Origin of the sequence: Nocardiopsis sp. TNDT3, from assembly GCF_003427465.1 — a bacterium.
GTDB classification, from domain to species: domain Bacteria; phylum Actinomycetota; class Actinomycetes; order Streptosporangiales; family Streptosporangiaceae; genus Nocardiopsis; species Nocardiopsis dassonvillei.
The window spans coordinates 1-5,219 of sequence record NZ_QPFC01000861.1; the positions used below are offsets into that span (position 1 = coordinate 1).

The window sequence follows — 5,219 nt, forward strand, 5'->3', positions numbered from 1 at the left end:
GACGGGCGACCCGTCCGCGCCCGCGCGGCCCGCCTCAGCCCTCGGCCCGTTCCACGACGGCCGCCCACTCGTCCAGCAGACGGTGTGCGGTGTCGGAGTTGGGACCTTCGGCCCAAAGATGGGTGACGGCCTCCGCGGTGTCGGGGAGGACCAGGGCCCAGCTCCCGTCCGGCTCGATCACCCGGACGCCGTCGGTGGTGTCGAGTTCGCGGCCGCCAGCCGCCTCCACGACGGCGCGCATCACGCTCCCCTTGACCGCCCACGGGGTGGGCACCGAACGGCGCAGCAGGTGCGCCTGGGGGATCGTGCGGTCGATCTGGCTCAGCGATCGGCGGGTCCTGGCCACCAGCGCCAGCAGCCGCACGAAGGCGGCGATGGCGTCGGTGGTGGGGCTGAACCGCGGCACGATGAACCCGCCGCGGCCGTCGCCCGCGAAGATGACGTCGTCCTGGGCCTGGACCGCCTTGGTCAGCTCGTCGGTGGCCGTGGCCGTCCAGTGGACCTTGACCCCGTGCGAGGCGGCCACGGTCTCGGCGACGCGGGTGGTGGTGACGGGCAGGGCCACCGTCCCGGTCCCGTACTCGGCGCAGACCAGCTCCAGGACGACCAGCAGGGCCCGGTCGCTGTGCACCAGGGCTCCGTTCTCGTCCACGATGGACAGCCGTTCGGCCACGGGGTCGAAGCGCACGCCGAAGTCGGCTCCCGATCCCGAGACCAGCTCGCCCAGCCGCCCCAGGTCGCGGTTCTGCTTGGCGACGGTGTCGGTGGGCGAGGACTCGTCCAGCCGGTTGTTGACGGTGAGCACGTCCACGCCGATCCGGCCCAGCAGGGAGGGCAGGATGAGCGAGCCGCTGCCCCCGGCGCAGTCCACCACGACCTTGAGTTCGGCCTCGGCGACGCCGGAGGTGTCCACCTTGCGCAGCAGCTCGTGGGAGTAGCTCTCCACGTTGCGCGACGGGAAGGTCAGCTCGCCGATCTCGCCGGGGAAGGCCCGGCGGTACTCGGCGCGGGAGAAGACCCGGTCGAGCTTGCGCTGGGCGCCGGGCGACAGGTCGGCGCCGTCGCCGTCCAGGAAAAGGATGTCGACCGACTCGGGGTCCCCCGGGGTGGTGCGCACCGTGATGCCGCCGCTGACGCCGCTCTGGGAGGTGTGGAAGCGGGCCACGGGCAGCGGCACCACCTCCAGGTCGCGCACCTCGATGGCGGCCGCGGTGAGCGCGCTGATGATCGCGCGCTTGAGCGTACGGGCGGCGCGCGAGACGTCACGCGAGGTGGTGACGATCGCGCCCTTCTTCAGGGTGGTGGCGTAGGCGTTGGCCAGGCGCACCGCCAGTTCCGGGGTGATCTCGACGTTGATCAGGCCGGACACGCCCCGGGGGCCGAACAGCGAGCGCTGCCCGCGCGACTCCCAGATGACGTTGGTGCTGACCACCGCACCGGCCTCGATGGTCTTGAACGGGTAGACCTTGACGTCGTTGTGCAGGTAGGCCTCGGACTCGACGACGCAGTCCTCGCCCACGACCGCGCCCTCCTCGATCCGGGCGGCCGCCATGACGTCGGTGTTCTTGCCGATGACGGCGCCGCGCAGGTTGGCGCCGCGGCCGATGAACACGTTGTCGTGCAGGACCGTGCGGTGGGCGAAGGCCTCCGAGCGCACGACGGTGTTGCTGCCGACCACGGTGAACTCGCGCAGCTCGGCGCCCGCCTCGACCTTGGCGTAGTCGCCGATGTAGAGCGGGCCCTTGAGGACGGCCTCGGGGTGGACCTCGGCGCCCTCGCCGACCCACACCCCCGGGGAGACCTCGAAGCCGTCGATGTCCACGTCCACCTTGCCCGAGAGCACGTCGGCCTGGGCGCTGAGGTAGCTCTCGTGGGTGCCCACGTCCTCCCAGTAGCCGTCGGCGATGTAGCCGTAGAGGGGCTCGCCCTCCTCCAGCAGCTGGGGGAAGACGTCGCCGGACCAGTCGACGACCTCGCCCTCGGCGACGCGTTCGAGGACCTCCGGCTCCATGATGTAGATGCCGGTGTTGACGGTGTCGGAGAAGACCTGGCCCCAGGTGGGCTTCTCCAGGAAGCGCTGGACGCGCCCCTGCTCGTCGACGATGATGATGCCGAACTCCAGCGGGTTCTCCACCCGCTTGAGGCCGATGGTGACCTTGGCGCCGCTCTCGCGGTGGAAGCGGACCATGTCGGTCAGGTCGATGTCGGTGAGGGCGTCACCGGAGATGACGATGAAGGGCTCGCCGCGCAGGTGCTCCTCGGCGTTCTTGACGCTGCCCGCCGTGCCGAGCGGCACCTCCTCGGCGACGTAGCTGAGCTTCATGCCCAGCTCCTCGCCGTCGCCGAAGTAGTTGCGGATGAGGGTCGCCAGGAACTGCACGGTGACCACGGTCTCGGTGAAGCCGTGCTTGCGCAGCAGGCGCAGCACGTGCTCCATGATGGGTTTGTTGACCACCGGCAGAAGCGGTTTGGGCTGGTTGGCCGTCATGGGGCGCAGGCGGGTTCCCTCGCCGCCCGCCATCACGACGGCCTTCATCGGAGGCACGGTGGCCTCCGGGGTGGTGTCTGCGGCCTGGCTCATCGCCGGTACCTCCGTACCGCTGGGCCGCCGGTGCGCGCCGCGGGGGGATGGTGTTCGGAGCGCACGCCGTTGCGGGCGGCGGGACATGTTCTCATGCGGAGACGACACTCCCTCTCGATCCGACAGGACTCGTGGTGAGCCGGTCCGCGTGCGGATCAGGGGCCGGTCCGTCCCTGGTCCGGGCGGATCGGTCGGTCCGCGCCCTCGGCGGCCGCGCCGGGATCGCCGTCAGCGGTCGCCGGTGCGGCTGGACCGGGTCGGTCCTGGGCGTGACCGCGCACGGGGTCGCTGTCGCCCACGGCCCTGGGGCCGCCGGTGCGATCAGCGCCTTCGTCGCGGCGGGTCTGGGCCATCAGGCGCAGTCCCTGTACGGCGTAGAGCAGTCCGGCCCACCAGTACAGAGCAGTTCCCCAGAGCGCGAAGGCCCAACCTATAATCCTCGCCACATCTGCGGCGATCGTGGCGTAACCAGCGAGGAACAGCAGCGGGAACGAGTACAGCAGGCACAGCGTGGCGGCCTTGCCCGCGAAGTTGACCGGCAGGGGTCCGTAGCCGAAGTGGCGCAGGAGCGGCAGGGCGCCCAGGATGAGGACGTCGCGCAGCACGAGGATGCCCATGAGCCACCAGGGCACGATGCCGCGGATGACCAGGCCGAGCAGGGCCGCGAAGATGTAGAGCCGGTCCGCGAGGGGGTCGAGCACGGTTCCCAGGCGCGAGGTCTGGTTCCAGGCGCGGGCGATCTTGCCGTCGAGCCAGTCGCTCAGGCCCGCCAGGGCCAGCACGAGCAGGGCCCACCAGTCGGCTTGGGGCACCAGCACGAGCCACAGGAACAGGGGCACGCCCAACAGCCGGAGCATGCTCAGTAGGTTGGGAACCGTCCAGACGCGGTCACTGACCGCCGGGCTGACCACATCGCCCCCCGCCGTGTGTCTGCCTTCTTGCGCGGATCGCCCCATGGCGCCAACGATAACGGGCGGGAGGGTCGTTTCCCGCCATCGTGGGTCCACCGGCCCTGGTCGGAGGACGGCCGCACCCCGATCGTACCGTGTACGCTTTGCGGCCTTCCCGGACGCGGCCCCTCACCACCGTCCAACGCGGGGCGGCCCGGCGGGGTTCCCGGTCCGCTGCTCCGGTCCCGGCCCCACCGGTCCACCCGGGTCGCGCGGTGGCGGGCTCACAGCTCCAGGATGCGCTCGGCCTCCCTGCGGCCCGAGAGCAGGGCGCCGTGCACGGTGGCCGTGTGCTCGGTCTCGGTCGCCTCTCCCCCGAAGAACAGCCGTTCGCCGACCGGCTCGCCCAACGCCACCCTGTCCTCGTCCCCCGACCCCACGGCGGTGAAGGAGAAGCTGCCCCGGGCGAACGGGTCGTCCATCCAGTGGGTGAGATGGTGGCCGACGGGTTCGGGCACCTTGCGGAACAGGCCGCGCAGCGAGTCCAGCGCGTGCCCGACCACGTCGGCCTCGTCCTTCGCCTCCAGGAACCGGGCCGCGTTGCCGCCGTTGCGGCAGACCAGGATCGGCGCCCCCATGACCCGCTGTCCCGCGTACCAGTGGAACCAGGTTCCCTCCTCGGTCCCCAGGTGCACCAGGACCTCGGCGTCGCCCCAGAAGACCTCCTCGAAGCGCAGGAACAGCTTCTCCAGGCGGCCGCTGCCCAGGCGTCGGACGGCTCCGGTCTTGTCCTCGGGCAGCGCCGGGTCGAAGTCGACCCCTCCTGCCTTGAGCACGCCCAGGGGCAGTGTCACCAGGACCCGGTCGGCGGTCAGGGTCTCCTCCCCCTCGGGCGTGTCCACGCGGACGCCCGCGCCGTCCCCGTCGTGGAAGACCGACCGCACCACGTGCTCCAGGCGCACGTCCAGCCCCCGGGCCAGGTGGTCGGTGACCTGGGCCATGCCGTCCGGGAAGACGACGTCGTCACCACTGAACTCGTGCAGGGCCGCCACCGCGGTGAAGGCGACCTCGTCGGCGTCGGCGCCGTGGTCGCCCTCCACGAGGCGGTGCACGATCTCGTTGGCGTCGCGGGCCCTGGCCCGCACCAGGTTGGCGTCGTAGAGGGCCTGCTTGATGCCCTCCTCCATCGACTCCTGCGGTGTGGCCCCGACGTTGTCCCAGTACATGTGCTCGTGCAGGAGGTTGACGTCCTCCATGTTGCGGCGGTGGCGGTCGAAGAGCAGCCTGCGGCCCTTGGGGTCGTAGGCGGTCTCGGTGGAGCGGTTGAACACGGTCGTGCGGACGCCGATCTCGCGGACCAGGCGCGCGAAGGGGTTGTTCTCCTCGCCGCGTATCCAGGAGGCGCCCACGTCCAGGGTGGCCGACGTGCCGTCCCACTCGCGCAGGGAGTGGACGCGCCCGCCCAGGCGGTCGCGGGCCTCCACGACGGTGACGCGCTCACCCTCCTCGGCGAGCCGGTCGGCGGCGGCCAGCCCGGCGACGCCCGCGCCCACCACGATGGTGTGCCCGCGCCCGGGTCCGGCCTCGCGCCCGCGCGGCGGGGACACCGTCTCCTGCTCCCTCTCCTCGCCCCCGTCCTCGGTGGTCTCCTCGCTGACGTCCCCCGGCTCAGTCATGTACCTCCCCCTCCGTGTGGGCGCGCGACAGCGGTGCGCACGCGTCGTCCCCGGACCGCGTGTCCGGGGACG

The 5,219-nt window shown here is 71.7% G+C and carries 3 protein-coding genes; all 3 read right to left on the reverse strand.

The genetic code is table 11. The annotated features are described in order from the left end of the window. Nucleotides 1-34: 34 nt before the first annotated feature. A complete protein-coding gene (locus tag DQW06_RS20680; protein ID WP_013152507.1) occupies nt 35-2,536 on the reverse strand; it encodes a mannose-1-phosphate guanyltransferase in 2,502 nt (833 codons plus the stop codon). Nucleotides 2,537-2,736: 200 nt separating this feature from the next. Continuing rightward, nucleotides 2,737-3,492, reverse strand: coding sequence for a CDP-alcohol phosphatidyltransferase family protein (locus DQW06_RS20685; protein WP_013152506.1), 756 nt, complete (start codon nt 3,490-3,492; stop codon nt 2,737-2,739). Nucleotides 3,493-3,755: 263 nt separating this feature from the next. Next, nucleotides 3,756-5,147 carry an NAD(P)/FAD-dependent oxidoreductase gene (locus tag DQW06_RS20690; protein WP_071621836.1) on the reverse strand — a complete coding sequence of 464 codons (1,392 nt, stop codon included), beginning with the start codon at nt 5,145-5,147 and terminating at the stop codon, nt 3,756-3,758. Between the last annotated feature and the right edge of the window lie 72 nt (nt 5,148-5,219).